Annotated in this window: 29 protein-coding genes; 19 read left to right on the top strand and 10 right to left on the bottom strand. The window is 62.2% G+C overall.

Annotation, left to right across the window (positions count from 1 at the left end; all coding sequences use genetic code 11):
• Positions 1-14: 14 nt before the first annotated feature.
• Complete coding sequence (locus FHW75_RS00410; protein ID WP_183673025.1) at positions 15-347, top strand: DOPA 4,5-dioxygenase family protein; 333 nt, start codon at positions 15-17, stop codon at positions 345-347.
• A gap of 120 nt (positions 348-467) precedes the next feature.
• Here FHW75_RS00410 and trpA read toward each other — a convergent pair whose 3' ends face one another.
• Complete coding sequence (gene trpA, locus FHW75_RS00405; RefSeq protein ID WP_019098079.1) at positions 468-1,277, bottom strand: tryptophan synthase subunit alpha; 810 nt, start codon at positions 1,275-1,277, stop codon at positions 468-470.
• On the bottom strand, positions 1,274-2,491 hold the full coding sequence (gene trpB / locus FHW75_RS00400; protein ID WP_015268451.1) for a tryptophan synthase subunit beta: 1,218 nt from the start codon (positions 2,489-2,491) through the stop codon (positions 1,274-1,276). Before trpB ends, trpA begins: the two co-directional genes overlap by 4 nt.
• 110 nt (positions 2,492-2,601) lie before the next feature.
• Between trpB and FHW75_RS00395 the strand changes: the two genes are divergently transcribed.
• Positions 2,602-3,498, top strand: coding sequence for a LysR family transcriptional regulator (locus FHW75_RS00395; protein WP_019098080.1), 897 nt, complete (start codon positions 2,602-2,604; stop codon positions 3,496-3,498).
• Here FHW75_RS00395 and FHW75_RS00390 read toward each other — a convergent pair.
• Positions 3,495-3,818, bottom strand: a complete 324-nt coding sequence (locus tag FHW75_RS00390) for a YqjD family protein (RefSeq protein WP_016712811.1) — start codon at positions 3,816-3,818, stop codon at positions 3,495-3,497. The two genes, FHW75_RS00395 and FHW75_RS00390, sit on opposite strands and share 4 nt — an antisense overlap.
• A gap of 151 nt (positions 3,819-3,969) precedes the next feature.
• On the opposite strand from FHW75_RS00390, the gene FHW75_RS00385 reads away from it, so the two are divergent.
• Complete coding sequence (locus tag FHW75_RS00385) at positions 3,970-4,185, top strand: dodecin (protein WP_003253076.1); 216 nt, start codon at positions 3,970-3,972, stop codon at positions 4,183-4,185.
• 101 nt (positions 4,186-4,286) lie between these two features.
• Complete coding sequence (locus tag FHW75_RS00380) at positions 4,287-4,508, top strand: DUF1161 domain-containing protein (protein WP_025754212.1); 222 nt, start codon at positions 4,287-4,289, stop codon at positions 4,506-4,508.
• A 37-nt stretch (positions 4,509-4,545) separates the two neighbouring features.
• Here FHW75_RS00380 and FHW75_RS00375 read toward each other — a convergent pair whose 3' ends face one another.
• On the bottom strand, positions 4,546-5,550 hold the full coding sequence (locus FHW75_RS00375; RefSeq protein ID WP_025754211.1) for an LLM class flavin-dependent oxidoreductase: 1,005 nt from the start codon (positions 5,548-5,550) through the stop codon (positions 4,546-4,548).
• 154 nt (positions 5,551-5,704) lie between these two features.
• Here FHW75_RS00375 and FHW75_RS00370 point away from each other — a divergent pair, with 154 nt between their 5' ends.
• A complete protein-coding gene (locus FHW75_RS00370) occupies positions 5,705-6,130 on the top strand; it encodes an OsmC family protein (protein ID WP_016712814.1) in 426 nt (141 codons plus the stop codon).
• 73 nt (positions 6,131-6,203) lie between these two features.
• Positions 6,204-6,437 carry a DUF1161 domain-containing protein gene (locus FHW75_RS00365; protein WP_016712815.1) on the top strand — a complete coding sequence of 78 codons (234 nt, stop codon included), beginning with the start codon at positions 6,204-6,206 and terminating at the stop codon, positions 6,435-6,437.
• Positions 6,438-6,472: 35 nt separating this feature from the next.
• On the opposite strand, the gene FHW75_RS00360 is transcribed toward FHW75_RS00365, so the two are convergent.
• Both FHW75_RS00360 and FHW75_RS00355 read right to left on the bottom strand, forming a co-directional pair.
• The gene (locus FHW75_RS00360) at positions 6,473-6,886 is read right to left on the bottom strand and encodes a hypothetical protein (protein ID WP_027609954.1); all 414 of its coding nucleotides are present in this window, start codon (positions 6,884-6,886) and stop codon (positions 6,473-6,475) included.
• 55 nt (positions 6,887-6,941) lie between these two features.
• Positions 6,942-7,355 carry a hypothetical protein gene (locus FHW75_RS00355; RefSeq protein WP_016712817.1) on the bottom strand — a complete coding sequence of 138 codons (414 nt, stop codon included), beginning with the start codon at positions 7,353-7,355 and terminating at the stop codon, positions 6,942-6,944.
• Positions 7,356-7,440: 85 nt separating this feature from the next.
• On the opposite strand from FHW75_RS00355, the gene FHW75_RS00350 reads away from it, so the two are divergent.
• On the top strand, positions 7,441-8,514 hold the full coding sequence (locus tag FHW75_RS00350) for an aminopeptidase (protein ID WP_161989587.1): 1,074 nt from the start codon (positions 7,441-7,443) through the stop codon (positions 8,512-8,514).
• 33 nt (positions 8,515-8,547) lie between these two features.
• Here FHW75_RS00350 and FHW75_RS00345 read toward each other — a convergent pair whose 3' ends face one another.
• Both FHW75_RS00345 and FHW75_RS00340 read right to left on the bottom strand, forming a co-directional pair.
• A complete protein-coding gene (locus tag FHW75_RS00345) occupies positions 8,548-9,198 on the bottom strand; it encodes an HAD family hydrolase (RefSeq protein ID WP_025754209.1) in 651 nt (216 codons plus the stop codon).
• A 59-nt stretch (positions 9,199-9,257) separates the two neighbouring features.
• Positions 9,258-9,806, bottom strand: a complete 549-nt coding sequence (locus FHW75_RS00340) for a gamma carbonic anhydrase family protein (RefSeq protein ID WP_016712820.1) — start codon at positions 9,804-9,806, stop codon at positions 9,258-9,260.
• A 102-nt stretch (positions 9,807-9,908) separates the two neighbouring features.
• Between FHW75_RS00340 and prlC the strand changes: the two genes are divergently transcribed.
• The 6 genes from prlC to FHW75_RS00310 all read left to right on the top strand — a co-directional run bounded on the left by prlC (position 9,909) and on the right by FHW75_RS00310 (position 18,188).
• On the top strand, positions 9,909-11,960 hold the full coding sequence (prlC, locus tag FHW75_RS00335) for an oligopeptidase A (RefSeq protein WP_232889095.1): 2,052 nt from the start codon (positions 9,909-9,911) through the stop codon (positions 11,958-11,960).
• Positions 11,957-12,238, top strand: coding sequence for a YheV family putative zinc ribbon protein (locus FHW75_RS00330; RefSeq protein ID WP_019098084.1), 282 nt, complete (start codon positions 11,957-11,959; stop codon positions 12,236-12,238). Before prlC ends, FHW75_RS00330 begins: the two co-directional genes overlap by 4 nt.
• 110 nt (positions 12,239-12,348) lie before the next feature.
• Positions 12,349-14,343: a M3 family metallopeptidase gene (locus tag FHW75_RS00325; protein ID WP_183673023.1), complete on the top strand. Its 1,995-nt coding sequence runs from the start codon at positions 12,349-12,351 to the stop codon at positions 14,341-14,343.
• Between the two features lie 70 nt (positions 14,344-14,413).
• Entirely contained in the window at positions 14,414-15,472 is a 1,059-nt protein-coding gene (locus FHW75_RS00320; protein ID WP_183673021.1) for a PA0069 family radical SAM protein, read from the top strand.
• Between the two features lie 273 nt (positions 15,473-15,745).
• On the top strand, positions 15,746-16,465 hold the full coding sequence (locus FHW75_RS00315; protein ID WP_016712825.1) for a carbonic anhydrase: 720 nt from the start codon (positions 15,746-15,748) through the stop codon (positions 16,463-16,465).
• Positions 16,466-16,655: 190 nt separating this feature from the next.
• On the top strand, positions 16,656-18,188 hold the full coding sequence (locus FHW75_RS00310; RefSeq protein ID WP_025754206.1) for a SulP family inorganic anion transporter: 1,533 nt from the start codon (positions 16,656-16,658) through the stop codon (positions 18,186-18,188).
• A 76-nt stretch (positions 18,189-18,264) separates the two neighbouring features.
• Here the strand turns inward: FHW75_RS00310 and FHW75_RS00305 are convergent, their stop codons facing one another.
• Positions 18,265-18,906 carry a hypothetical protein gene (locus FHW75_RS00305; RefSeq protein WP_019098088.1) on the bottom strand — a complete coding sequence of 214 codons (642 nt, stop codon included), beginning with the start codon at positions 18,904-18,906 and terminating at the stop codon, positions 18,265-18,267.
• Positions 18,907-19,275: 369 nt separating this feature from the next.
• On the opposite strand from FHW75_RS00305, the gene coxB reads away from it, so the two are divergent.
• The 4 genes from coxB to FHW75_RS00285 are packed head-to-tail and all read left to right on the top strand — an operon-like array spanning position 19,276 to position 23,517.
• Positions 19,276-20,403 carry a cytochrome c oxidase subunit II gene (gene coxB / locus FHW75_RS00300; protein ID WP_019098089.1) on the top strand — a complete coding sequence of 376 codons (1,128 nt, stop codon included), beginning with the start codon at positions 19,276-19,278 and terminating at the stop codon, positions 20,401-20,403.
• Positions 20,404-20,446: 43 nt separating this feature from the next.
• Positions 20,447-22,036, top strand: a complete 1,590-nt coding sequence (gene ctaD, locus FHW75_RS00295; RefSeq protein ID WP_183673019.1) for a cytochrome c oxidase subunit I — start codon at positions 20,447-20,449, stop codon at positions 22,034-22,036.
• Positions 22,037-22,046: 10 nt separating this feature from the next.
• Positions 22,047-22,613, top strand: coding sequence for a cytochrome c oxidase assembly protein (locus tag FHW75_RS00290; protein ID WP_016712829.1), 567 nt, complete (start codon positions 22,047-22,049; stop codon positions 22,611-22,613).
• Between the two features lie 16 nt (positions 22,614-22,629).
• On the top strand, positions 22,630-23,517 hold the full coding sequence (locus FHW75_RS00285; protein WP_019098090.1) for a cytochrome c oxidase subunit 3: 888 nt from the start codon (positions 22,630-22,632) through the stop codon (positions 23,515-23,517).
• Positions 23,518-23,627: 110 nt separating this feature from the next.
• Here FHW75_RS00285 and FHW75_RS00280 read toward each other — a convergent pair whose 3' ends face one another.
• Complete coding sequence (locus FHW75_RS00280) at positions 23,628-23,831, bottom strand: twin transmembrane helix small protein (protein ID WP_019098091.1); 204 nt, start codon at positions 23,829-23,831, stop codon at positions 23,628-23,630.
• Between the two features lie 52 nt (positions 23,832-23,883).
• Between FHW75_RS00280 and FHW75_RS00275 the strand changes: the two genes are divergently transcribed.
• Together FHW75_RS00275 and FHW75_RS00270 are read left to right on the top strand one after the other, a co-directional pair.
• Positions 23,884-24,621, top strand: a complete 738-nt coding sequence (locus tag FHW75_RS00275) for an SURF1 family protein (RefSeq protein WP_019098092.1) — start codon at positions 23,884-23,886, stop codon at positions 24,619-24,621.
• Positions 24,590-25,171, top strand: a complete 582-nt coding sequence (locus tag FHW75_RS00270; RefSeq protein WP_025754204.1) for a hypothetical protein — start codon at positions 24,590-24,592, stop codon at positions 25,169-25,171. Before FHW75_RS00275 ends, FHW75_RS00270 begins: the two co-directional genes overlap by 32 nt.
• The last annotated feature ends 9 nt before the right edge of the window (positions 25,172-25,180 follow it).

Raw genomic sequence — 25,180 nt, 5'->3', positions numbered from 1 at the left:
AATCGGGAGTTATTGTGCAAAGAATCAAGGGCTACCACGCACACGTTTATTACGACGCGGCAACGATGGAGCAGGCACGTGAGCTGTGTGAGGAGGCGGCGCGGCTGTTCCCTGTGACCATGGGGCGTATGCACCAGAAGCCGGTGGGGCCGCACCCGGACTGGAGTTGCCAGCTGGCGTTCGAGCCGGAATTTGTCGGGGTGGTGTTGCCTTGGTTGGCGCTGTACCGCAAGGGGTTGGCGGTGTTCATGCACCCGCTGACCGGGGATGAGCTGGCGGACCACCGGGACCATGCGATCTGGATGGGTGCTGTGCGGCCTTTGGATCTTTCTATTTTTGGTGGGTAAATCTCAGTTGCCTGTGATGGCCTCTTCGCGGGCAAGCCCGCTCCCACAAGTCCTCCACAAAATTCAGCATCTGTGTCGTCCCTGTGGGAGTGGGCTTGCCCGCGAAGAAGGCGATGCGGTTTAGCGACGAGCCCCGCGCACGCCTTCAGCCAGTGCCGAGCACAAGCTCAACACATCATTCACTGCCTGGTCCGCACTAGTGGCCTGGGCAATCTTGTCGACCAGCGCCGACCCCACCACCACACCATCCGCCAAGCGGGCGATGTTCGCGGCCTGCTCCGGGGTGCGAATGCCGAAACCAACGCTGATCGGCAGATCGGTATGACGACGCAGGCGGGCAATGGCCTCGGTCACGTGCTCGGTGGTCGCCGAGCCGGCACCGGTCACACCGGCCACCGACACGTAGTAGACGAACCCGGAGCTGCGCTCCAGCACGCGCGGCAGGCGCGCATCGTCGGTGGTCGGGGTGGTCAGGCGGATGAAGTCGATGCCTGCAGCCTGGGCCGGGGTGGCCAGTTCGGCGTCGTGTTCGGGCGGCAGGTCGACGATGATCAGGCCATCGACGCCGGCTTGCTTGGCTTCAGCCACGAACTTTTCCACGCCAAAGCGGTGGATCGGGTTGTAGTAGCCCATCAGCACGATCGGCGTGGTGTGGTTATCCACACGGAATTCGCGAACCATCTGCAGGGTCTTGGCCAGCGTCTGGCCAGCCTCCAGGGCGCGCAGGGTGGCCAGCTGGATGGCCACGCCGTCGGCCATCGGGTCGGTGAACGGCATGCCCAGTTCGATCACGTCGGCGCCAGCGGCCGGCAGGCCCTTGAGGATCTGCAGCGAAGCGTCGTAGCCCGGGTCGCCTGCGGTGACGAAGGTGACCAGTGCCGAACGGCCTTCGGCCTTCAGTTCGGCGAAGCGTTGTTCAAGACGGCTCATGCCTGTTTCTCCTGGGCGGCCATGTGGTTCATGACGGTTTGCATGTCTTTGTCGCCGCGGCCCGACAGGCACACGACCATCAGGTGGTCCTTGGGCAGCTTCGGTGCGCGCTTGATCGCTTCGGCCAGGGCGTGGGAGCTTTCCAGGGCCGGGATGATGCCTTCCAGGCGGCAGGTGGCGTGGAACGCATCCAGCGCTTCGTCGTCGGTGATGCTGACGTACTCGACGCGCTTCACTTCGTGCAGGTAGGCGTGCTCCGGGCCGATGCCCGGGTAGTCCAGGCCTGCGGAAATCGAGTGGGCGTCGGTGATCTGGCCGTCTTCATCCTGCAGCAGGTAGGTGCGGTTGCCGTGGAGCACGCCCGGTACACCGCCGTTCAGGCTGGCGGCGTGCTTGTCGGTGTGTACGCCGTGGCCACCAGCTTCGACGCCGATGATCTGCACGCTTGGTTCTTCGAGGAACTCATGGAACAGGCCCATGGCGTTGGAGCCACCCCCCACGCAGGCAACCAGGCTGTCTGGCAGGCGGCCTTCCTTTTCTTGCAGCTGGGCGCGGGTTTCCTTGCCGATGATCGACTGGAAGTCACGGACCATGGCCGGGTACGGGTGTGGGCCGGCCACGGTACCGATCAGGTAGAAGGTGTCTTCGACGTTGGTCACCCAGTCGCGCAGGGCTTCGTTCATGGCGTCTTTCAGGGTGCCGGTGCCGGCAGTGACCGGGACGATCTCGGCGCCCAGCAGCTTCATGCGGAACACGTTGGCCTGCTGGCGCTCGATGTCGGTGGCGCCCATGTAGATTACGCAAGGCAGGCCGAAGCGGGCAGCGACGGTGGCGGTGGCCACGCCATGCATGCCGGCGCCGGTTTCGGCGATCAGGCGCTTCTTGCCCATGCGCTTGGCCAGCAGCACCTGGCCGATGCAGTTGTTCACCTTGTGCGCGCCGGTGTGGTTGAGCTCTTCACGCTTGAAGAAGATCTTGGCGCCGCCACAGTGTTCGGTCAGGCGCTCGGCGAAGTACAGCGGGTTCGGGCGGCCGATGTAGTCGCGCTGGAAGTAGGCCAGTTCTTCGAGGAACTTGGGGTCTGCCTTGGCCGCTTCGTATTCGCGGGCCAGGTCCAGCACCAGTGGCATCAGGGTTTCGGCCACGTAGCGGCCGCCGAACGAGCCGAACAGGCCGTTGGCGTCGGGGCCGGGGCGGTATTGGGACTGGGTCATGGGGCGCTCCAGGGCGTAATGAATGAGTGATGGGCTTTACTCTAACCACGGCAAGCCCGGCTGAAAACCGATAAGATTGCGCAAACTTGTCAGAAAAACTCACAGGTAAAATGGCCCACGACCTCCCTCCCCTCAATGCACTGCGAGCCTTTGAAGCCGCTGCCCGGCTTAACAGCGTCAGCCAGGCGGCCGAGGCCCTTCATGTGACCCACGGTGCCGTCAGCCGGCAGATCAAAGTGCTTGAAGAGCACTTGGGCGTGGCCCTGTTCGTCAAGGACGGGCGCGGCATCAAACTCACAGATGCCGGGGTGCGCCTGCGCGATGCCAGTGGCGAAGCCTTCGACCGGCTGCGCAGCGTGTGTGCCGAGCTCAGCCGTGATGTCAGCGAAGCGCCGTTCGTGTTGGGCTGCTCCGGTAGCCTGTTGGCGCGCTGGTTCATCCCACGGCTGGGGCGGCTACAGGCGGATTTGCCCGAGCTGCGCTTGCACCTGTCGGCGGGTGAAGGTGACCTCGACCCGCGGCGGCCTGGGCTGGACGCGCTGCTGGTGTATGCCGAACCCCCGTGGCCTGCGGACATGCAGGTGTATGTACTGGCCGAGGAACGTATCGGGCCAGTTGTGAGCCCCCATTACGCCGGCTTTGAACGCTTGCAGGGAGCGCCTGCCAAGGCGTTACTGGGCGAAGCCTTGCTGCACACCACCTCGCGCCCGCAGGCCTGGCCTACCTGGGCGCAGGAACAGAGACTGGACCCTGCAGCCATTCACTATGGCCAGGCGTTCGAGCACCTGTATTACTTGCTGGAAGCCGCTGTGGCGGGGTTGGGTGTGGCGATTGCGCCACAGCCATTGGTTGCTGATGACTTGCGTGCGGGCCGCTTGAGTGCGCCGTGGGGCTTTTCCCCTACCCCTGCCGCGTTGGCATTGTGGGTGCCCAGGCGCGCCGCAGACGGGCGCGCCGAGCAGTTGGCGCAGTGGCTACGTGCCGAATTGGCGCGGCAGAGCGCCTAGTTTCGTTTGCACATCAGGTAGGCCGCCAGCAGGCCCAGTGCCCCAATGGCCACGCCAGCGGTGGTGTACGGGTGTTCCTGGGCGTAGTCGCGGGTGGCGATGCCGGTCTGACGGGTGCGCTGCTTCACTTCTTCATAGGCATCGCTCAGCAGGCTGCGCGAATGACGGAGGGCACTCTCAGCGTTGCTGCGGATTGCCTTCACCGACTTCTGGGACTCTTCCGACGCATCGTGCTTGAGGTTCTCCAGGCTTTTCAGAAGGCTCTCGATCTCTGCTTCCATGCTTTCCAGGGACGTTTTACGCAGCGAGTTACGGTGCATGTTGACTCTCCTTTGCAGTATGGGCTGTAAGGAGTGCGACCGTTGGTATGCGTGAAAGTGCGATCGAACTTTGGCCGTGGGTGACGGCTCGCAGATAAACCAGGCCTGCGCTGCTAGGCTAAAAAATCACCGTCACCCAAGGAGAACGCTCATGACCGATCATCACACGTACAAGAAGATCGAACTGGTGGGGTCTTCGCCTACCAGCATCGAAGAGGCGATCAACAATGCCCTGGCCGAAGCGGGCAAGAGCATCAAGCACCTGGAGTGGTTCGAAGTGGTCGATACCCGTGGTCATATCCGCGATAACAAGGCCGCGCACTTCCAGGTCACGCTGAAAGTCGGTTTCCGTATCGCCAACAGCTGATGCTGCGCCGGGGTAGATGATCCCGGCTTGATGGGGTATTTAGGAAGGGGGCGCCTTGGCGGGCGCCCTTTCTGATTTCATCTGCACAAGGAAAGCGATCGATGAACAAACTGATTCTGGCCCTGGGCCTTATGACCCTGGCTGGCGGCGCCATGGCGGCGGGCAAGCCGTGCGAGGAGCTGAAGGCGGAGATTGCGGCCAAGCTGGATGCCAAGGGCGTCACCGGATACAAGCTGGAGATCGTCAACAAAGGCGAGCCGGCCGGCAAGGTGATTGGCAGCTGTGAGGCCGGTACCAAGGAGATTGTGTACCGCCGCGGTTGAAGTGTTGGCTCCTTCGCGGGCAAGCCCGCGAAGGAGGTCACTCGGTTTTCAAGGCCTGCGCCAACAGCTCATAGGACCTCACCCGGTCTGCATGTTCATACAGGTCGCAAGTAAAGATCAGCTCATCCGCCCCGGTTTGCTCCAGCAGCACCTCCACCTTGGCCCGTACTTTCTGCGGGCTACCGATCATCGCCAGGCCCAGGAAGCTACCCACAGCATCCCGCTCATGCGGCAGCCATAGCCCATCCATGCTTTCCACTGGCGGCTTTTGCATCAGGCTCTGCCCGCGAATCAGCGCCAGGATGCGCTGGTACACCGAGGTAGCCAGGTACTCGGCCTTTTCATCGGTTTCGGCCACCACCATGGGAATGCCCAGCATCACATACGGCTTGTCCAGCGTGGTCGATGGTTTGAAGTGGTTGCGGTAAACGCGGATGGCTTCGTGCATGTAGCGCGGTGCGAAGTGCGAGGCGAAGGCGTAGGGCATGCCGCGCATCCCGGCCAGCTGGGCGCTGAATAGGCTGGAACCCAGCAACCACATGGGTACGTCGGTGTCATGCCCCGGTACGGCGATCACTTTTTGATCATCGGTGCGTGGGCCGAGGTAGCGCGAAAGCTCCTCGACATCGTCCGGGAAGTCGTCCGGGCCACCGGCGCGATCTCGGCGCAAGGCGTAAGCCGTCATCTGGTCGGAACCTGGCGCACGGCCCAGGCCCAGGTCGATTCGCCCGGGGTACAGGCTGGCCAGGGTGCCAAATTGCTCGGCGATCACCAGTGGCGCATGGTTGGGCAGCATCACCCCTCCTGAGCCCACGCGAATGGTCGACGTCCCCCCTGCCAGATAACCGATCAGCACCGAGGTGGCTGAACTGGCGATGCCGTCCATGTTGTGGTGCTCGGCCACCCAGAAGCGGTTGTAGCCAAAGCGCTCGACGTGTTGTGCCAGGTCCAGCGAATTGCGCAGCGACTGCGCGGGGCCGGCGTCGGCGCGTACGGGCACCAGATCGAGGGTGGAAATTTTCAGGTCGCGCAGTTGCGTCATTGGAGCCTCCGCAAAGGTGGTTGGCCAGAGGCCCTTTGATCTCTGTATGGGCATATTCGGGGGATTCAATGCTTGCTGTGAGATTGGTCTGAACTTGCTGTAGGCGGCTGGCCTCTGAACCCATAAGCACGTAACCGAAAGACAAGGAGGCAGCATGAAAAAGACAGCATCGGCGATCTGGCAAGGTGGCCTGAAGGACGGCACTGGCCTGCTTTCCACAGAAAGCGGCGCGCTCAAGCAGAACCCTTATGGCTTCAACACCCGCTTTGAGGGCTCGCCGGGCACCAATCCGGAAGAGTTGATCGGTGCAGCCCATGCGGGCTGTTTTTCGATGGCGCTGTCGATGATGCTTGGTGAAGCGGGGCTCACGGCGGACCGGATCGACACTGCTGCCGAGGTGACGCTAGACAAGCTGCCTGATGGCTTTGCCATTACAGCCGTGCACCTGGTGCTCAGGGCCAAGGTGCCTGGTGCAAGCGAAGCGCAGTTTCTGGAGATAGCCAACAAGGCCAAGGAAGGTTGCCCGGTGTCCAAGGTGCTGAACGCGAAGATCAGCCTGGATGCCGCGCTGGTTGGCTGAAGCGGCGCAACGGTGGCGGTTTGCTGTAGTCTAAACAGCGTCGGCAGCACGCTGCCTCTTCAGGAGCCGTTCCATGATTCGCGTAGCAATCGCCGTGTTGGCTTCCCTGGCCGCCACCTCCACGTTGGCGGCAGTGAAACCGTGCGAGGAGCTGAAAGCCGAGATCGAGGCCAAGATCCAGGCGCAGGGCGTGCCTTCCTACACCTTGGAGATCGTGCCCAACAGCGAGGTCAAGGACCAGAATATGGTGGTCGGGACCTGCGATGGCGGGACGAAGAAGATCATCTACCAGAAGAATGACCGGTAGCCATGAGACCCGGGGCTGCGTGGCAGCCCCGGCTTTCACGGAATACAGAACACATTGCTAGGCTCGTTCACCAGCACCTTGCGGCTGGCGTCGTACAGCAGCACCTGCGGCTCCATCACCGGAGCCCGTGCCTCCAGGCGATAGCGCTCGCCGGCCTTGAAGTTGTCAAAGCGCACGGTCAGGTAGCAGGTGCGGTCCCGGGGCTCGCTCATGATGCCGCCGGAGTAGATTTCATAATCGAAGCGCACCACCAGTTCGTGCTTGCCGGGGGTTACCTGGAAGTAACGGCCATCCTCCAGGCGTTTCCCGTCAAGGCGGTCGGCCATGATCACCCGGCCGGGGGTCATGGTGTAGAGGTCGATCCAGGCCTGCTTGGGGTCGACGGGCGGCAAGGGGCTGGCGCAAGCCCCCAGTGCACTGAGGGCGATCAGCATCATGGGCTGGCGCATGGCAAGACTCCCACTTGCGATGTACAAGGTACAAGCATAGCGCCGTTTGCGGGGTTCAGGTGCGTTGGCAGCCTGCAGGCAGGCCTTGGCCGAGCAGTTTTTGCTGCTGGTCGTAGAGCTTGATCCAGGGGCGGAAGCCAATGCTGCCGGCTTGCAGCTGGTAGCGCTGCCCGGCGCTGAAGTCCTTGAAGGTCAGCTTGACCTGGCAATCGCGCCACAGCGGCTCATCGACCGGGCCGATATTGCTGGGGGTAACCGGAAACTGGTAGCGCACGGTCAGCTCGTGGCTGCCAGGCGGTACCTCAAAATAGCGGCTGTCGACCCACTCTCGTTCGTCGACCTGCACGGCGTGCAGCGACGTGTTGTCGTAGGGGGTGAGGTCGATCCAGGCCTGGTTCGGGTCCGGGTCTGGCAACGTTGAACAGGCACAAAGTAGCGACAGTGAACCGGCGACCAACAATGCACGCATGGCGAAACTCCCCCTTGGCGAGATAGTCTTGGAGTGAATCGGCCTTGAGCGAGTCAGACAGTCCCGGATGCTTCGACTTTTTCTTATGCAGCGCTCAGGCCCTGGGGCACTCGACCGCGTTTTCATCCCTTTGGTTCCCCTGCTGGCCGCGCTCCTGCTGAACGGTTGCAGCAGCGTTGCCTACTATGGGCAGTTGGCTGAGGGCCAGTGGCAATTGCTGCGTGCGCGGCAGCCTGTCGCGCAGGTGATAGCCGACCCGGCGACGCCCCCGCAATTACGATCGCACCTGGCACACGCTGAACAGGCGCGGGTATTCGCCAGCCAGCAGCTGAAACTGCCGGATAACCGCAGCTACCGGGTTTACGCCGACATTGGCCGGCCCTATGTGGTGTGGAATGTCTTCGCCACGCCCGAGCTGTCGTTGCAGCCTGTTACGCACTGCTTCCCGATCGCGGGGTGCGTGGCGTATCGCGGCTACTACCAGCAAGGCGCGGCCCGTGGGGCGGCGGCGCTGATGCGGCAAGACGGGCTGGATGTGTACGTTGGCGGTGTGGAGGCGTATTCGACGCTGGGTTGGTTCGATGACCCGATTCTTTCTTCGATGGTGGGCTGGGGCGACGAGCGCCTGGCCACGCTGATCTTCCATGAACTGGCTCACCAGCGCTTTTATGTGCAGAACGACACCGAGTTCAACGAGTCGTTTGCCTCCTTCGTCGAGCAGGAAGGCACGCGGCAATGGCGCGTGGCGCGTGGGCTTGCCGCCATTGGCGGGGATCAGGGGCAGCAGCGTGAGCAGTTCATCCGGCTGGTGCTGGCCAGCCGTGAACGGCTGCAGGCGATCTATTCAGGCACACTGGACGAAGCGCACAAGCGGCAGGCCAAGCGGGCCGAGTTCGAGCGCTTGAGGCGCGACTACCGGCAGGTGCGTGATGGCCAGTGGGGGGGGGACAAACGCTATGACGCCTGGGTGTATGGGCCGTTGAGCAATGCCAAGTTGTTGCCGTTCGGGCTTTATGACCAATGGGTGCCGGCGTTTGAGGCGCTGTTCCGCGAGGTGGGTGGGGATTGGGGGCGGTTTTATGAGCGGGTCGAGCAACTGGGACGGTTGCCGATTTCTGAAAGGAAGGCGGCGTTACAGGGGTTGATGGTTAGCCAGTGAGATTTTGGGGCTGCAAAGCAGCCCCCAGGGCCATCAAGCCTTGATAAATGCCTGATGCATCTCGGCCAAGGTCGCAAAATGATAGGCCGGTTCCTCCGCCATCAACTCCTCCTGGCTACCAAAACCATACCCCACCGCCACGGCCTGCAAGCCATTGCTGCGTGCGCCAATCAGGTCATGCTTGCGGTCGCCGATCATCAGTGTCTGGGCCGGGTCCAGCCCTTCTTCGTCCAGCAGGTGGCGAATCAGCTCGACCTTGTTGGTTCGGGTGCCGTCCAGTTCGCTGCCGTAGATCACCTTGAAGTGGTGGTCGAAGGCGAAGTGCCGGGCGATTTCACGGGCGAACTCCCAGGGTTTGGAGGTGGCGATGTACAGCGTGCGGCCTTGCCCGGTCAGGGCTTCAAGCAACTCCGGCACACCCTGGAACACAAGGTTTTCGTACAGGCCGGTTACGCGGAAGCGCTCCCGGTAGAAGTTCACCGCCTCCCAGGCCTTGGCTTCGTCGAAGCTGTAGAACTGCATGAAGGCCTGCAGCAGGGGTGGGCCGATGAAGTGCTCGAGGCGGGTAAGGTCGGGTTCGTCGATGCCCAGCTTGGCCAAGGCATACTGGATTGAACGGGTGATGCCCAGGCGTGGGTCGGTCAGGGTGCCGTCGAGGTCGAACAGAATGTTTTGCTGATGCATTTACTGAGTTCCACTTGAGTGCTGCATTGCCTTCTTCGCGGGCTTGCCCGCGAATGCGGTCATTCCGGTTGGTCGTAGCCTTCGGCCAGGTGCTGGTCCTTGAGCTTCACGTAGTTGCCGGCGCTGTAGGAGAAGAATGCGCGCTCGTTGTCGTTCAGCAGCCGGGCCTGTTTCACCGGGCTGCCCATGTACAGGTAGCCACTGACCAAGCGTTTGCCGGGCGGCACCAGGCTGCCGGCGCCGATGATCACTTCGTCCTCGACGATGGCGCCGTCCATGATGGTGCTGCCCATGCCGACCAGAATGCGGTTGCCCAGGGTGCAGCCGTGCAGCATCACTTTGTGGCCGATGGTCACTTCGTCGCCGATGATCAGCGGGAAGCCGTCCGGGTTGAAAGGGCCGGCATGGGTGATGTGCAGCACGCTGCCATCCTGCACGCTGGTGCGTGCGCCGATACGAATGCGGTGCATGTCGCCGCGCACCACGGTCAACGGCCAGACCGAGCTGTCTTCGCCAATCTCCACATCGCCCAGCACTACCGCCGAACGGTCGATAAAGGCCCGTGATCCAACTTTCGGAGTGTGTTGCTGGAAGCTTCGGATGGCCATGATAGCGTCTCTCATCTGTGCCGATAGGCAGGCTGCCTGCTGCGGTCGGCGTCGATTGTAATTAAGATGGGGCAGTGTTTCTTCTGCCAAGGTATCCAAACCGTGACTGCGAACAACCCGCTTCTGCAATCCCACGATCTGCCGCCCTTCTCGCAAATCCGTGCCGAACACGTGTTGCCGGCGATCGAAGCGATCCTGGCCGACAACCGTAAAGCCATTGCCGAGATCCTCGACAAGCAGGGCAAGAACCCCTCCTGGGCTGGCCTGGTACTGGCCATGGATGAACTGAACGACCGCCTGGGTGCTGCCTGGAGCCCGGTCAGCCACCTGAATGCGGTGTGCAACAGCGCTGAACTGCGCGAGGCCTATGAGTCGTGCCTGCCGGCGTTGAGCGCCTACTCTACCGAACTGGGTCAGAACCGTGCGCTGTTCGACGCCTACCAGGCTTTGATCAACAGCCCCGAAGCCGCCGGTTTCGACGTGGCGCAAAAGACTATCCTCGAGCATGCCCTGCGTGACTTCCGCCTGTCGGGCATCGACCTGCCGGCAGACAAGCAGCAGCGTTACGCCGAAGTGCAGAGCAAGCTCAGCGAGCTGGGTAGCCGCTTCTCCAACCAGCTGCTCGATGCGACCCAGGCCTGGACCAAGCACGTCACCGACGAAGCCGCGCTGGCTGGCCTGACCGACTCGGCCAAGGCGCAAATGGCCGCCGCTGCCCAGGCCAAGGGCCTCGACGGCTGGCTGATCACCCTGGAATTCCCCAGCTACTACGCAGTCATGACCTACGCCAGTGATCGCGCCCTGCGCGAAGAGCTGTACGCCGCCTACTGCACCCGCGCCTCGGACCAGGGCCCGAACGCCGGCCAGTTCGACAACGGCCCGGTGATGCAGGAAATCCTCGGCCTGCGCCAGGAACTGGCCGAACTGTTGGGCTACAAGAACTACGCCGAGCTGAGCCTGGCCACCAAGATGGCCGAGTCCAGCGACCAGGTGCTGAACTTCCTGCGTGACCTGGCCAAGCGTTCCAAGCCATTTGCCGCCCAGGACCTGGAGCAACTGAAAGCCTACGCCGCCGAACAAGGCTGCCCTGAGCTGGCCAGCTGGGACGCCGGCTACTTTGGCGAGAAACTGCGCGAGCAACGCTACAGCGTGTCGCAGGAAGCCCTGCGTGCTTACTTCCCGATCGACAAGGTGCTGAGCGGCCTGTTCAGCATCGTGCAGCGCCTGTACGGCATTGAAATCGCTGAGCTCAAGGGCTTCGACAGCTGGCACCCGGACGTGCGTCTGTTCGAAATCAAGGAAAACGGCCAGCACGTCGGCCGCTTCTTCTTCGACCTGTACGCCCGTGCCAACAAGCGCGGCGGTGCCTGGATGGACGGCGCCCGCGACCGTCGCCGCACTGCCGCTGGCGAGCTGCAGAGCCCGGTGGCCAACCTGGTGTGCAACTTCACCCCGGCCGCACCCGGCAAGCCGGCGTTGCTGACCCACGATGAAGTCACCACCCTGTTCCACGAGTTCGGCCATGGCCTGCACCACATGCTGACCCGCATCGAGCATGCCGGTGTATCCGGCATCAACGGCGTGGCTTGGGACGCGGTCGAGCTGCCGAGCCAGTTCATGGAAAACTGGTGCTGGGAGCCGGAAGGCCTGGCGCTGATCTCCGCCCACTATGAAACTGGCGCCCCCCTGCCCCAGGACCTGCTGGACAAGATGCTGGCGGCAAAGAACTTCCAGTCGGGCATGATGATGGTGCGCCAGCTGGAGTTCTCGCTGTTCGACTTCGAACTGCATGCGACCCATGGCGACGGCCGCAGCGTGTTGCAGGTGCTCGAAGGCGTGCGCGACGAGGTGTCGGTGATGCGCCCACCGGCGTACAACCGCTTCCCCAACAGCTTTGCGCACATTTTCGCGGGCGGTTACGCAGCCGGCTACTACAGCTACAAGTGGGCCGAAGTGCTGTCGGCCGACGCCTTCTCGCGTTTCGAGGAAGAAGGCGTGCTGAATGCCGAAACTGGCCGCGCGTTCCGTGAGGCGATCCTGGCCCGTGGTGGTTCGCGCGAGCCAATGGAGCTGTTTGTCGACTTCCGTGGGCGTGAGCCCTCCATCGATGCGTTGCTGCGCCACAGTGGCCTCACCGAGAGCGCCGCAGCATGAGCGAGGTTGCCGTGAACAAGACCAAGAAACGCTTCATTGCCGGGGCGGTATGCCCGGCGTGCAGCGAGCCTGACAAGCTGATGATGTGGAGCGAAGACGACACCCCGCACCGTGAGTGTGTGGCCTGCGGCTTCACCGACACCCTCAACGAGCAGGGGCTTTCGGTGCCCAAGGAGCTTGGCACCCGGGTCAACCACCTGGCACCCAAGGCCACGCCGGCCAAGGTGCAGACGGTGCAGTTCTTCCCGAATCCGAAGCTGAAGAAACCGGCTGAGTAATGCTGTCGTGCCACCCGGGTGCAAAGCCCGGGTGGTAGATAGTCAGGCCCTCCGGCATACGCTGGCCATGCACGCTCTCTTGTTTCTTTCCACGAGCAAAGTGACGTGCCATGGACAACCCTCTGCTGCAAGCTAGCCACATCCCTATCGATTTCCCTTCCATCACCCTTGAAAGTATGCGTGTGGCTTTCGATCATGTGCTACTGGCGCACGAGCAAGGGATCGAGCGCATCATCCGTGATCAGCAGGCCATGCCCACCTGGGATGACATGGTGCTGGCGGTGGACGGCCTGGACAGCCAGCTACTGGCGGTGTTGTATGCCGCCTCGCCATTGGTTGGCCGGGATGAAGCCTGGGCCAACGCCATCATCGAGTTTTACGGTAAAGCGACGGCACGTTTCGAACAGAAGTTCGTCAACATGGGTTTGCATGCACTCTATGAGCGTTTGGCCAACAGTGACATTGGCAAGCAGCTGGATGCCCAGAAACGCGCCACCTTGCGTTGGCATCTGGACAAGTTCGCCTCCAGCGGGGCGTTGCTCGATGCCGCTGGCAAGGCGCGCCTGGCAGACCTTCAGGCGCAGATCGCTGTTGCCTGCAACGCATTTCGCAGCAACATCAACCGGCCAGGGCTGAGTATTGCCGATGAGTCCGAATTGAGCGGCATCCCACAGCGGATACGCGACACACTGGCTGCACGGGCGCAGGAAAGCGGTGAGCCGGGCTGGTTGATAGCCTGTGACAGCGTGACCACTGATGAGGTGCTCAAGCATGCCGCCAACCGCCAGCTACGTGAGCGTGTTTACCGGGCATTCCACGCCCGTGGCGTCAGCCAGGATCTCCAACTGGACAACCGCTCATATCTGCAGCACTTGGCCCAACTGCGCGAGGAAATGGCCCTTCTGCTCGGTTTTTCCGGCCATCTGGAGCAGAGCCTGCATGTGAAGAGTGCGGGTTCCGTGGCTCAGGTGCGCGGCTTTCTTCATGCTTTGGCCGATGATGTGCGCCCGGCCATGTTGCGCTGGCGCTCACAGGTGGCGCGTCAGGCTGCCGATCACGGGCTGGAGAATCCGCAACCTTGGGACTACGACTACTTGCAGGCGTCTTCGCGCGGCGAGTTGTCCAGCGAAATCCTGCGTGACTACTTTCCGCTGAACACGGTTGTCAGCGCGCTACAGGCGCTGGCGCAGAGGCTGTTTGGTGTGGTGCTCCAGCCTAAGCCGCTCGCTACCTGGGATGAAAGCGTGCAGCCGTTCGAGGTGTGGCAGGACAACGCCTTCATCGGTTTTCTGTATCTGGATGCCGTGCAGCATGCCGGAAAGCAGCCAGACGCCGTGGTCACCACATACCTACGCAACCGCCGGGTCGATGCCGAGGGTATCTACCAGGCCGCGTCGGTGGTGGTTTTCAGCGATGTGCCGCAGGCACCGCCAGGTAGCCAGCCATTGCTCGACCACTTGTCACTGCGCAAGTTGTTCCATGAGTTCGGCCATGCCCTGCACCATTTACTGGTGCGTACGACGAACCACGTGATGTCCAACGTGACCGAACTGGGCACCGATGGTGTGGAGCTGTTTGGCAAGCTGTTCGAGCGTTGGGTCTGGGATGCTGATTACCTGGTGTCGATTTCGGCTCATGCAAGCGATGGCAGCCCGCTGACCCGGCGGCAAGCCGATGAATGCCTGGAGGCGCTGCGGCAGCAGGGCGTCGAGGAAATCGCGCGTCATCTGAGCCTGGCGCTGTTCGACATGGACCTGCATGCCGCACCGAACGATGGCAGGTCCTTTGAGCAGCGCCTGAATGAGGCCCGTGAGCGCTGTGGCTACTGGCCACTCGCTGATTTCGAGCACCCGGTGCATGCCTTCGAGCACCTGGTGAATGGCTACGATGCGGGTTATTACGCCTACCTGTGGTCGGATGTGCAGGCCTTTGACGTGTTCACACGCTTCGAGGCCGAGGGCCTGTTGAACCGGGCCACGGGCCAGGCCCTGCAGGACGCGTTGTTCGCCCCGGGTGCATCGCGCCCACTGCGCGAAGGCATCGAGGTGTTTCTGGGGCGGCAACCTGAACAGGCAGCGTACCTGAGCTGGCATGGCCTGAAGTAGCCAGACCAGAGGTGCTGGAAAGATTCTGGCGTGCATTATACTGTATATGGATACAGTATAGAGGTGAGCCATGATTGCTCCAGCACCGCGAAAGGGCCGTGGCACGGCGCACAACCCCCATAACCGCTTTGCCCCGAGCCATTCGGTGGCAGTGGATGATGGCTGGTACCAGGAAGTGCCACAGACGCAAGGCACTGAAGTGCGGGTCGAGACCGCCAAGTCGGTGATCAGTCGTAACACCTCGCCCGATCTGCCCTTCGACCGCTCCATCAACCCTTACCGTGGCTGCGAGCATGGTTGCATCTACTGCTATGCCCGCCCCTCGCACGCCTATTGGGACCTTTCCCCCGGCCTCGATTTCGAGACCAAGCTGATTGCCAAGACCAACGCCGCCGAGGTGCTTGCGCAACAATTGAGCAAACCGGGCTACGTGTGCGCGCCGATCAACCTGGGCTCCAACACCGACCCTTACCAACCGATCGAGCGGGAGCACATGCTCACCCGGCGGCTGCTTGAGGTTTTGCTGCGTTTTCGCCATCCGGTGACCATTGTCACCAAGGGTTCGCTGGTGTTGCGTGATCTCGACTTGCTGGCCGAGATGGCCCGCCAGCGCCTGGCGCGGGTAATGATCAGCCTGACCACGCTGGACGATGATCTCAAGCGGGTGCTGGAGCCACGCGCGGCCTCTCCCGGCGCTCGGTTGAGGGCTATCCGGGTATTGCGCGAAGCGGGTGTGCCGGTGGGTGTGTTGTGTTCGCCGATGATTCCGATGATCAATGACAGTGAACTGGAACGCCTGTTGGAGGCGGCCAAGGAAGCCGGCGCACAGAGCGCGGCCTACATGATGCTCCGCCTGCCGCTGGAGGTGGCGCCCTTGTTCGAGCAGTGGCTGCAGGACCATTACCCGCAACGGGCTGCGCATGTACTGAGCCTGATTCGCCAGAGCCGGGGCGGCGAGCTGTACGACAGCCGGTTTGGCGCGCGCATGCGCGGCGAAGGGGTGTTTGCCGAGCTGTTGGCCCAGCGTTTTGCCAAGGCCATGAAGCGGCTGAACTTTGAGGGGCGGGAAGCGCAGGCGCTGGATTGCTCGGCATTCTGCCCACCTGGGGGCCAGATAGCGTTGTTCTGATGCCTGCAACTCAGCTAATGACACCCAATAATTTTGCTAATCTATATTGGCAACTGATGCTTTTTTGCTATTATCCAGATCCCGCCTTTCCTGTCTGGAACGCCCGTTCTAGAGCCGTCGAATTAAGTTTCAGTTAAGTTTTCCCCGCTAGCGTAGGAAATCAGTCCACACCGACTGTGATCAATGGCCCGTGCGTGTCATCTAAATCCCTGCATAGCCAGAATCTTTCACCGGTAAAATGGATTTACCTACACACCGTCAAGAGGATGAATCATGCCCGTCAAGGACCCATCCAAGGTCGTTCCGGATGTACCCGCCGAGGGCGCCGATGCAGCCCTGAAGCACATCGTCGACGGCTTCCTGCGCTTTCACCATGACGTCTTCCCCGAGCAGCAAGAGCTGTTCAAGAAGCTCGCCACTGCGCAAACGCCGCGTGCCATGTTCATTACCTGCGCCGACTCGCGCATCGTCCCCGAGCTGATCACCCAAAGCTCGCCAGGCGACCTGTTCGTGACCCGTAACGTGGGTAACGTGGTACCGCCTTACGGCCAGATGAATGGCGGTGTTTCCAGCGCGATCGAGTACGCCGTACTTGCACTGAAAGTGCACCACATCATCGTGTGTGGCCACTCCGACTGCGGCGCCATGCGTGCGGTACTCAACCCGCAATCGCTGACCAAGATGCCAACCGTTTCCGCCTGGTTGCGTCACGCTGAAGTGGCGCGCACCGTGGTCGAGAACAACTGCTCGTGCGGTAGCGAACACGAGACGATGCAGGTGCTGACCAAGGAAAACGTCATCGCCCAACTGCATCACTTGCGTACCCATCCTTCGGTTGCCTCGCGCCTGGCAGCCGGTGAGCTGTACATCCATGGCTGGGTCTACGACATCGAGACCAGCAAGATCGAAGCCTACGATGCCGCCAGCGACAGCTTCTTGCCCCTGGCTGCTGGCGAGCCGGTCCCCTGCGCTACCCCGAGAGGCCGCTACTAAGCGACCCATCCACCGCTAGAACTTTGATAGCCGGCTGCACCCTTCAGGGTGTGGCGCGGCCTTCTGCTGCCTTTAATTCCCTGACTGCCCTGCCGGCACGCCCGCTGGCGGCCCGCGCCTGCGCGCTCGTCAGGGGCAAACGTGCCCACGGCCAGGGGAATGGCTGTGTGACTGAGAATGGAGAAACACGGTGAACATTACACAGTTGAAAGCGGCCCTGCCGCGTGAGTTGCTGGCGTCGGTGGTGGTCTTTCTGGTGGCCTTGCCGTTGTGCATGGGCATTGCGATCGCCTCGGGCATGCCGCCGGCCAAAGGCCTGATTACCGGCATTATCGGCGGCATTGTCGTGGGTTTCCTCGCCGGTTCGCCGCTACAAGTCAGCGGCCCGGCCGCCGGCTTGGCGGTGCTGGTGTTCGAGCTGGTGCGCCAGCACGGCATGGCCATGCTGGGGCCGATACTGCTGCTGGCCGGGTTACTGCAGTTGCTGGCTGGGCGCCTGCGCCTGGGATGCTGGTTCCGCGTTACCGCGCCAGCGGTGGTGTACGGCATGCTGGCCGGGATTGGCGTGCTGATCGTGCTGTCGCAAGTGCATGTCATGTTCGACACCGCGCCCCAGCCTTCCGGCATGCAGAACCTGCTGGAGTTCCCGGCAACCGTGGCCGCAGCCTTGCCACAGGAAAGCGCCGGTACCGGCTGGATGGCCGGTGCGCTGGGCCTGGGTACCATCGCCATCATGTGGGGCTGGGAGCGCTTGCGGCCGCAGCGGCTGCGCTTCGTCCCGGGTGCCCTGCTGGGTGTTGCGGCGATGACCGGCATCAGCATGTGGCTGGCCTTGCCGGTCAACCGGGTGCAGGTGCCGGCAGACTTGTCCGAGGCCATCGACTGGATCCGCCCGGAAGATCTGATGCAGTTGGCCGACCCTACCCTGCTGGTCGCAGCCTTCGCCCTGGCGTTCATTGCCAGCGCTGAAACCCTGCTGTCGGCTGCGGCGGTAGACCGCATGCACAGCGGCCAGCGCTCGGACTTCGACCGTGAGTTGTCGGCCCAGGGGATCGGCAACATGCTCTGCGGTGTGTTGGGTGCTTTGCCGATGACTGGCGTGATCGTGCGCAGTTCGGCGAATGTGCAAGCGGGTGCGCAAACCCGGGCTTCGGCGATCTTCCATGGCCTTTGGCTGCTGGCGTTCGTAGTGGCGCTGAGTAGCGTACTGCAACAGATTCCGGTGGCGAGCCTGGCGGGTGTGCTGGTGTTTACCGGGGTAAAGCTTGTGGACTTCAAGGCGTTTCGCGGATTGGGCCGTTATGGCCGCATGCCGATGTTCACCTATGCGGCGACAGCGCTGGCGATCATCTTTACCGACCTGCTGACCGGCGTGCTGCTTGGCTTTGCCCTGACCTTGCTGAAGCTGGCGTTCAAGGCGGCGCGGCTGAAGATCAATCTGGTGAGCCTGGAGAAGGCTGGGCACATGGAGCTGCGGCTTAGCGGTGCGGCGACGTTCCTCAAGGTGCCGGCGCTGACTCAGGTGCTGGATAGTGTACCGGCGGGGACCACGCTGCATGTGCCGTTGGGTAACCTGAGCTACATCGACCACTCGTGCCTTGAGCTGCTTGAAGACTGGGGCCGCAGCAATGCGGCGAATGGGGCGCGGTTGCTGATAGAACAGCGGCGCTTGAAGCGGCGGATCGAGGGGCGGTTGCGGACTACGGCGGGGCTTGGTACCTGATACCGATCCTTAACAGGGTGATTTTTGTAGGAGCAGCCTTGTGCCGCTCCTACAGGGATCTCACCGGGCTCTGGATTCAGGCCGGCTGACCCAGCTCCACACCCAGCTGCCGCGACAGGCACGGCCAGCGCTTCCAGGCCTCGCCAGTTGCCGGGCTGCTCAGTTTTTCGCGATAAGCCTCCACTGACTCCACCGCAAAACTCTCGTCATTGAGCATTTCGTCAACCGAGTGATGCACCACTTCATCCAGCTGGTTGGCAAATTCCTCGCCAATCAGCTGGTGGGCAATCAGATTGGCGACGGTGGTATCGACCGGGATCAGCGGCTGCTGGAAGTGACGGATATACAGATCGTTCACCTCTTCCACCAGCCGGTGCGCCAGGTAGGCCTCGTCCAGCAGGCAGTCCAGGCCCACATGCCCTTGCATCACGCTGGGCGGCTGCAGGAAGTAGGCTTCGGCAATTTTCAGTACCGGCTTGATCTGCGACTCGATCCCGGCCTCGCGGGCAACCGCATGTGCGGCCTCCAGCAGTTCCGGAACCTGGTCGATGTAGGCGCTGACGAAGCGCGCCAAAGTACCCTGGGCGTCCTGCTCAGGCAGTTGGATCGAGGGGTGCAGGTGCGGCAGTTGCAGCTCGAGACGCTGTTTCAATTGGCCAGTCTGGCCTTCATGTTGATGGGCTTGGCTTACCTGCTCGCGTACAGCAGCGATGTTCATGACAACTCCAGGGACATTACGTTTCAAACGGAAGACACTAAATTAGCTCGGTATACAGAATACCTAAGACCTATTTGTTATAAATCTCGCAAACGTGTGCGCTCTCAGGCATATCAAGGTGCCATTATTGCGCCATGCCCCCTCAAGCGTGCGGTTTTCAGGCAATTTGGCCATTTCGTGAAGTTCATTTCACAGGCTTCATTGCGTGCCATTGGTCGCTGTCTATACTCCCGGTGAACGTGATTCGTTGATGAGGCCCGACTGCTTTTAGCAGGGGCTCGGTCGTCGAAGCCAGGCAGTCTTGACCGCCGTTCCCTCTTGCCGCAGGCCACGCCTCCGGGACAACAAGAATTAGAAGGGGAACCCGCAATGATGCGACATCCACATGTCTGGATGGGCCTCCTGTTGTGGTCGGTTTTTGGTCAGGCCAACGCCGCCTGGACCGTGAACATGCACCCGGGGGCGACGGAAGTCTCCAACGCCGTCTTCGACCTGCACATGACCATCTTCTGGGTCTGCGTGATCATCGGCATCGTGGTTTTCGGCGCGATGTTCTGGTCGATGGTCATCCACCGCCGTTCCACCGGTCAGCAGGCCGCGCATTTCCACGAGCATACCTGGGTGGAAATCCTCTGGACCGTGGTGCCCTTCCTGATTCTGGTGGCCATGGCCATCCCGGCCACCAAGACCCTGATCGACATCTACGACGCCAGCGAGTCGGACATCGACATTCAGGTCACCGGCTACCAGTGGAAGTGGCACTACAAATACCTGGGCCAGGACGTGGAGTTCTTCAGCAACCTGGCCACCCCCGCCGACCAGATTCACAACAAAGCCCCCAAGGACGAGCACTACCTGCTCGAAGTCGACCAACCGCTGGTGCTGCCGGTGGGTGCCAAAGTGCGCTTCCTGGTAACGGCCGCCGACGTTATCCACTCCTGGTGGGTGCCGGCTTTTGCGGTCAAGCGCGATGCCATCCCCGGCTTCGTCAACGAAGCCTGGACCCGTATCGAGAAGCCCGGCATCTATCGCGGCCAGTGCACCGAGCTGTGCGGTAAGGATCACGGTTTCATGCCGGTGGTGGTCGAGGTGAAATCCAAGGCCGACTACGACACCTGGCTGGGTGAGCGCAAAGCCGAAGCCGCCAAGCTCAAGGAGCTGACCAGCAAGGAATGGACCCTGGAAGAGCTGGTGGAGCGTGGCGACAAGGTCTACCACACCACCTGCGTGGCCTGTCACCAGGCCGAAGGCCAGGGCTTGCCACCGATGTTCCCGGCATTGAAGGGCTCGAAGATCGCTACCGGGCCCAAGGAAGGCCACCTGAGCATCGTCTTCCACGGCAAACCCGGTACCGCCATGGCTGCATTCGGCAAGCAGCTCTCGGAAGTGGATATTGCCGCCGTGGTCACCTACGAGCGCAACGCCTGGGGCAACAACAAGGGCGACATGGTCACGCCGAAGGACGTGCTGGCGCTGAAGCAGGCAGAAGCGCAATGAACCGGGTTACTCGCGGCAATCAATGGGTTGCAGGAGACAGGACATGAGCACAGTGATCGACGACCACGCCCACGGCCATGAGCACGCCCACGGCCCGGCCAAGGGCCTGATGCGCTGGGTGCTGACCACCAACCATAAAGACATCGGCACGATGTACCTGTGGTTCAGCTTCATCATGTTCCTGCTTGGCGGCTCGTTCGCCATGGTGATTCGCGCCGAGCTGTTCCAGCCCGGGCTGCAAATCGTGGAACCGGCGTTCTTCAACCAGATGACCACCATGCACGGCCTGATCATGGTGTTCGGCGCGGTGATGCCGGCCTTCGTCGGCCTGGCCAACTGGATGATCCCGTTGATGATCGGCGGGCCCGACATGGCCCTGCCGCGCATGAACAACTTCAGCTTCTGGTTGTTGCCGGCGGCGTTTCTGTTGCTGGTGTCGACCCTGTTCAGCCCCGGCGGCGGGCCGAATTTTGGCTGGACCTTCTACGCCCCGCTGTCCACCACCTATGCACCGGCCAGCGTCACCTTCTTCATCTTCGCCATCCACCTGATGGGCATCAGCTCGATCATGGGCGCGATCAACGTGATCGCCACCATCCTCAACCTGCGTGCCCCCGGCATGACCCTGATGAAAATGCCGCTGTTCGTCTGGACCTGGCTGATTACCGCGTTCCTGCTGATTGCGGTGATGCCGGTGCTGGCCGGTGTGGTGACCATGATGCTGATGGACATCCACTTCGGTACCAGCTTCTTCAGCGCCGCCGGTGGCGGTGACCCGGTGCTGTTCCAGCATGTGTTCTGGTTCTTCGGCCACCCCGAGGTGTACATCATGATCCTGCCCGCCTTCGGTGCGGTCAGCTCGATCATCCCGGCGTTCTCGCGCAAGCCGCTGTTCGGCTACACCTCGATGGTGTACGCCACCGGCGCGATTGCCTTCCTGTCGTTCATCGTCTGGGCCCACCACATGTTCGTGGTCGGCATCCCGGTGGTGGGCGAACTGTTCTTCATGTACGCCACCATGCTGATCGCCGTGCCCACCGGGGTGAAGGTGTTCAACTGGGTCAGCACCATGTGGGAAGGCTCGCTCACCTTCGAGACGCCGATGCTGTTTGCCATCGCCTTCGTCATCCTGTTCACCATCGGCGGCTTCTCCGGCTTGATGCTGGCCATCGCCCCGGCGGACTTCCAGTACCACGACACCTACTTCGTGGTCGCACACTTCCACTACGTGCTGGTGCCCGGGGCGATCTTCGGCATCTTCGCCTCGGCCTACTACTGGCTGCCGAAATGGACCGGCCACATGTACGACGAAACCCTCGGCAAGCTGCACTTCTGGCTGTCGTTCATCGGTATGAACATGGCCTTCTTCCCCATGCACTTCGTGGGGCTGGCCGGCATGCCACGGCGCATTCCGGACTACAACCTGCAGTTCGCCGACTTCAACATGGTGTCGTCGATCGGGGCCTTCATGTTCGGTGCCACGCAAATCTTCTTCCTGTTCATCGTCATCAAGTGCATCCGTGGCGGCGCGCCGGCACCGGCCAAGCCTTGGGATGGCGCCGAGGGCCTTGAGTGGTCGATCCCCTCGCCTGCGCCCTACCACACCTTCCAGACGCCACCGGAAGTGAAATAGGAAGCCCGCCATGAACGGCCTGTCGCTCAAACGCCTGGTAACGCGCCTGCTGATGCTGACGGTGGTGATGTTCGCCTTCGGCTTCGCCCTGGTGCCGATCTACGACGTGATGTGCAAGGCCTTTGGCATCAACGGCAAGACTGGCGGGCAATACGAAGGCAGCCAGGTCAGCGACCCGTCGCGTTCGGTGCGGGTGCAGTTCATGTCGACCAATGCCAGCGACATGGTCTGGGATTTCTACTCCACGGCTGACCAGTTGGAGGTCAACCCGGGTGCGGTGAACCAGATGATCTTCATTGCCCACAACCCGACCGACCGGCCGATGAGTGCGCAGGCGATACCCAGCATTACCCCGGCCGAGGCCGCCGCGTATTTCCACAAGACCGAGTGCTTCTGCTTTACCCAGCAGGTGCTGCAGCCCGGCGAACGCATCGAGATGCCGGTGCGCTTCATCGTCGACCGCGACCTGCCGGCCAGCGTGAAGCACCTGACACTGGCCTACACCTTGTTCGACATCACCGCTCGCCACCCGCCGGTCGCGCATGTTGCGGCCCAGGACGTTCAGGGCGCCCGTTAAGGGAAGGAGAACAGCAATGGCAAGTCATGAGCACTACTACGTTCCGGCGCAGAGCAAGTGGCCGATCATCGCCACCATCGGCATGTTCATCACGGTGTTCGGCCTGGGCACCTGGTTCAATGACATGAAGGCCGGCCACCCGGAATCGCACGGGCCGCTGATTTTCTTCGTGGGTGCATTGTTCCTGGCCTACATGCTGTTTGGCTGGTTCGGCGCCGTGGTGAAGGAGAGCCGCGCGGGGTTGTACAGCCCGCAGCTGGACCGCTCGTTCCGCTGGGGCATGAGCTGGTTCATCTTCTCCGAGGTGATGTTCTTCCTCGCCTTTTTCGGTGCGCTGTTCTACGTGCGTGTGCTGGCCGGGCCGTGGCTGGGGGGAGAAGGGGCCAAAGGGGTTGCGCACATGTTGTGGCCGACTTTCGAGTTCACCTGGCCGCTGCTGCACACGCCCGACCCGAAACTGTTCCCGCCGCCCAAGGAAGTGATCGACCCGTGGCACCTGCCGCTGATCAACACCATCCTGCTGGTCAGTTCCAGTGTGACCATCACCATTGCGCACCATGCGCTGCGCCGTGATCACCGTGGGCCACTGAAGTTCTGGATGGCGCTGACCATTCTTCTGGGTATCAGCTTCATTACGTTGCAGGCCTACGAGTACCACGAGGCCTATACCAAGCTGGGGCTGACGCTGGGTTCGGGGATCTATGGTGCGACGTTCTTCATGCTGACCGGCTTCCACGGCGCCCACGTGACGTTGGGGACGATCATCCTGATCGTGATGTTCGTGCGCATTTTGCGTGGGCACTTCAACCCGGAGAAACACTTCGGCTTCGAGGCGGCCAGTTGGTACTGGCACTTCGTTGATGTGGTTTGGGTGGGGTTGTTCATCTTCGTGTATGTGCTCTAGGGCCAATCGCCGGCAAGCCAGCTCCCACAGGGGGGCACTGACCCTGAGGCATGTGGGGTTCCTGTGGGAGCTGGCTTGCTGGCGATGAGGCCATCAAACCAACTGCACATTCAGAAGGGAGCATGCGAAACCAGCTGACCACTGATAAAGCCCCAGGCGACCAGGCCGACTGTCAGGGCCGCCAGGGTCACCCGCACGGTCAGCGCCTTGAGCAGGCGGGTCGAGTTTTCATCGTCTTTGACCAGAAACACCAGGCCACTGAACAGGCTGGCAATCGTGGCCAACAGCATCAGGACAATCGCGGCCTTGAGCATGGCGCTACTCCGGGGGGGATGCGGTGATGTGGATAAGTATAGCGAGGCGCCCGTGAGGCCGTTTCGCCCAGGCTGGGTACCGACCCTGGCGGTGCTTGCGCTGCTGCCGGGCCTGATAGCGCTTGGCTGCTGGCAACTCGGCCGTGCCGAGGAAAAGCGTACGCTGCTGGCCAGCTATGCCGAACGGCGAATCGAAGCCCCGATCGCCACGGCCCAGCTCGTATCAAACGAAGACAACGCCTTCCGCCGCGTTCACCTCTATGGCCGCTTCGACGCCGGGCACAGCCTGTTGCTGGACAACCGCATGCGCGACGGCCAGGCCGGTGTGGAACTGCTGCAACCCTTCCATGACCAGGCCAGCGGCCTGTGGCTGCTGGTCAACCGCGGCTGGCTGCCCTGGCCAGACCGTCGCGTGCCCGTGCATTTCGATACCCCTTCCCAGGCCATGGCGCTGGACGCTTCAGTGTACGTATCACCCGGCAGCACGTTCCAGCTGCATCCCGACCCGGAAGGCGGCCAATGGCCGCATCTGCTCACGGCCGTTGATGCCGCACAGCTCTGGCCGCAACTGGACCGCGAAGGCTACGCCCATGAGCTGCGTCTGGAACCAGGCCCGGCAGCCTATCGCCTGGATTGGCCAGTAGTCGCCATGGGCCCGGAAAAACACCTGGGGTACGCCGTGCAGTGGTTTGCCCTTTCTGCCGCATTGGTTCTGCTCTACCTCTACTTTGGCTGGCACCACAACAAGGAGAAACGCCATGGCCACCGCCACTCCACTGGACGTGCCTGAACGTGGCAAACCCAGAGCCCGCGGGCGTTTGCAGCTATTACTGATTTTGCTGGTGGTGCTCGGGCCGATGATTTTGGCCACCAGCATGTACAAACTTCAGTTCTGGGTGCCGGATGGCCGCAGCTACCACGGCGCCATGATCGGCAATGGTGAAAGCCGTGCCGATATCGGCGTGGCGGGTGAGGACGAGCGCTGGCAGCTGTTGGTCAGCGCGCCTGAGGCCTGCGCCGAGGACTGCCAGCGCCTGGTGTACCTGGCCCGGCAGATCCAGGTCGGCCTGGGCCGCGATGCCAGCCGCGCCAGCCATGCGCTGGCCGCCGCCCAGCCGCTGAGCGCCGACTACCAGGCGCTGCTTGGCCGTGAGTACCCGCAACTGCAACGTTACCCGCTGGATGCCCAGCACTACCTGCAGAAGGTTGGCGAGCCTGGCCCGCAGCTGTGGATCGTCGACCCGCACGGCAACCTGGTGCTGCGTTACGACGGCAAGGTCAACGGCAAGCATGTGCTGGACGATCTGCGCCACCTGCTCAAGCTGTCCAACATCGGCTAGGAGCCTGCC

This window comes from Pseudomonas sp. OG7 (genome assembly GCF_014192825.1).
In the GTDB taxonomy this organism is placed as follows: domain Bacteria; phylum Pseudomonadota; class Gammaproteobacteria; order Pseudomonadales; family Pseudomonadaceae; genus Aquipseudomonas; species Aquipseudomonas monteilii.
This window is presented reverse-complemented; position numbering and strand designations above follow the sequence as displayed.